The organism is Pseudomonas sp. EGD-AK9 (assembly GCF_000465935.2).
Classification (GTDB): Bacteria; Pseudomonadota; Gammaproteobacteria; order Pseudomonadales; family Pseudomonadaceae; genus Aquipseudomonas.
In genome coordinates this window covers 1-2,395 of record NZ_AVOF01000424.1, presented here as the reverse complement: position 1 = coordinate 2,395, position 2,395 = coordinate 1, and the positions used below count along the sequence as shown (strand labels likewise).

Sequence of the window (2,395 nt, the reverse complement as noted above, 5' to 3'; positions counted from 1 at the left end):
GACGGCCCTCGCTGACCGCCTGGGCATAGCGGGTCAGCTTGCCCAGCGCGGCGCCGAGCCACCAGGACAGTGCTGCGCCGATCAGCAGACCGAGGCCGATCAGGCCGGCGCCGAGCCAGCCCAGGCGGGTCTGCGAGCGCTCGATATAGGGCTGCAGGCTGCGGTTGGGCTTGGCCACCGAGACCACGCCGATGATCCGCTCGCCGTCCTTGATCGGCGCCGCCACGTACATCACCGAGGAATCCGGATCGCTGGGGTCTTCCCTGGTCGAGCGCGCGCCGTACTCGCCGCGCAGGGTCAGCAGCACGTCGTTCCAGCGCGAGTAGTCCTGGCCGACCGCCTGGCCGCTGGAGTCGAGCAGGACGATGCCCCGGGCGTCGGTGACGTAGATGCGGTGGTTGACCTGGGCCTTGCTCACGCCCCAGATATTCGCCCCGGGCTGGCGCCGGCCGTAGGCCTCCAGCGCCCCGGGCAGACGGCTGTGCTGCAGGCTGCCGGCCTTGACCTCGTCGCGCAGAATCTCGGCCAGCAGGTTGGCGGTGTCGACCAGGGTTTCCTCGGTGCTCTGGCGCACGCCGGGGCGGATCTCGTCCATCACCGTGCTCAGCACGAACCAGCCGGCCAGGCCGACGAAGAGGAAATAGACGAGAAAGATGCGAACGCCCAAGGGCATGGTTCAGCCCTCCGGATCGTAGCTGTAGCCCAGGCCGCGGTGGGTCTGGATCGGCTCGGCGGCGGCCGCCACCGCGCGCAGCTTGGCGCGCAGGCTCTTGATATGGCTGTCGATATTGCGCTCGTAGCCGGCCTCGCTGGCCACGCCGAGGGCGTCGAGCAACTGCTCGCGGGAGAACACCCGCCGCGGCTGGCCGAGCAGGGTCTGCAGCAGGCGGAACTCGTGGCGGGTCAGGGCCAGGGGCTGCCCGTGGAAGGCGATCTGGTAGCGCGCCAGGTCGAGGCGAAAGGGCCCGGTCGCGGCGTTATCCACAGGCGCGGCGGCGCGTGGCGCCACCCGTTTGAGGATGGCCTTGACCCTGGCGGCCACCTCGCGCGGGCTGAACGGCTTGACCACGTAGTCGTCGGCGCCGATCTCCAGGCCCACCACGCGGTCGATCTCCTCGCTGCGCGCGGTGAGGAAGATCACCGGCACCTCGGAGAAGCGCCGCAGCCGCTTGCAGGCCTCGAAGCCGCTGATGTCCGGCAGGCCGACATCGAGTATCGCCAGGTCGAAGGCCTGGTTTTCCAGCAGCGCCAGCGCCTCGCCGGCGAGCGTCACCCAGCAGGTGGCGAAGCCTTCGGCCTGCAGCGCGTAGACCAGGGTATCGGCAATCGCGGCTTCGTCTTCGACTATCAGTATCTGCGGCATCGGGCGTCCTGCTCGGCGGGGCGGTCACGGCCGGCAGACTGCGCCAGCCCGAACAGCCCGTCAAGGCGGGGCAATCGATGCACAGAAACTGGGGATGGCGCTGTGGATAAGCTTGGAGCAGTTGGCGCCGGGCCAGACGGCGTCTGGTTCTGCGGCGGTTGGCTGATTTCTGCGCGGCGCCGAGCATTCAGGCGAGACAGCGGTGCGCATCGCACCCCCCAGGGGCGTTCACAAACCCACAGAAGCTGGGGGCCAAGTTGTTGATAACCTTGGAGTAATGCGCTGCAGGCGGCGCTGGCCGGGGGCTGCGGGCGATTGTGCGATTTGTGTACGGCGAGGGTGGCGCAGGGTTAGTCACAGCTGCTGCGTGCGGCGCCCCTCAGGAGCCCTGGCTATGCACAGATACTGGGGACGGCGCTGTGGATAAGCTCGGGATGCCCGCCGCCAGGCCCGGCGCCGCGGGGGGTGCGCCGGGTTGGCGGTTTTCTGCGCAATGGCGCTAGCCGAGCTGGAAACGCCCGGTGTTCTGCGCCAATCCCTCGCTGCCGCGGCGCAGCTGTTCGGCGGCGCTGCTCACCGCCTGGGCGCCGTCGAGCAGCTGGCCGGCGGCCTGGTCGACCTGCTGGATATTGCCGCTGACCTCGTCGGCGGTGGCGGCCTGCTGTTCGGCGGCGGTGGCGATCTGCGCCAGGCGGTCGCTGACCCGCTGCACCGACTCGACTATGGCCTGCAGGTCGTCGCCCATGGCCAGCACGCTGCCGATATCGCCGTCGGCCTGGCTGCAGGCCTCCTCCATCAGGCTCACCGACTGGCCGACCACGCGCTGCAGGTTGTCCACCGTCTGGGCGATTTCCTGGGTGGAATCCTGGGTGCGCTTGGACAGCGAGCGCACCTCGTCGGCGACCACGGCGAAACCGCGCCCGGCCTCGCCGGCGCGCGCCGCCTCGATCGCCGCGTTGAGCGCGAGCAGGTTGGTCTGCTCGGCGATGCCCTTGATCACCTCCACCACCCGGTTGATCTGCTGGGCCTGCT

Annotated in this window: 2 protein-coding genes and 1 pseudogene; all 3 read right to left on the bottom strand. The window is 69.6% G+C overall.

Going from position 1 to position 2,395, the window contains the following annotated elements; genetic code table 11:
* Positions 1–673: pseudogene (locus N878_RS17835) on the bottom strand (two-component system sensor histidine kinase CreC); the annotation flags it as partial.
* 3 nt (positions 674–676) lie between these two features.
* Positions 677–1,363 (bottom strand): two-component system response regulator CreB, encoded by a 687-nt coding sequence (gene creB, locus N878_RS17830; RefSeq protein ID WP_021444943.1) that lies wholly within the window; start codon positions 1,361–1,363, stop codon positions 677–679.
* A gap of 499 nt (positions 1,364–1,862) precedes the next feature.
* On the bottom strand, positions 1,863–2,395 hold a 533-nt coding region (locus N878_RS17825; protein ID WP_031303420.1), incomplete at its 5' end, for a methyl-accepting chemotaxis protein.

Coding starts and splice junctions, on each gene's coding strand:
- creB (WP_021444943.1), bottom strand. CDS start 1,363: ATGCCGCAGATACTGATAGTCGAAGACGAAGCCGCGATTGCCGATACC.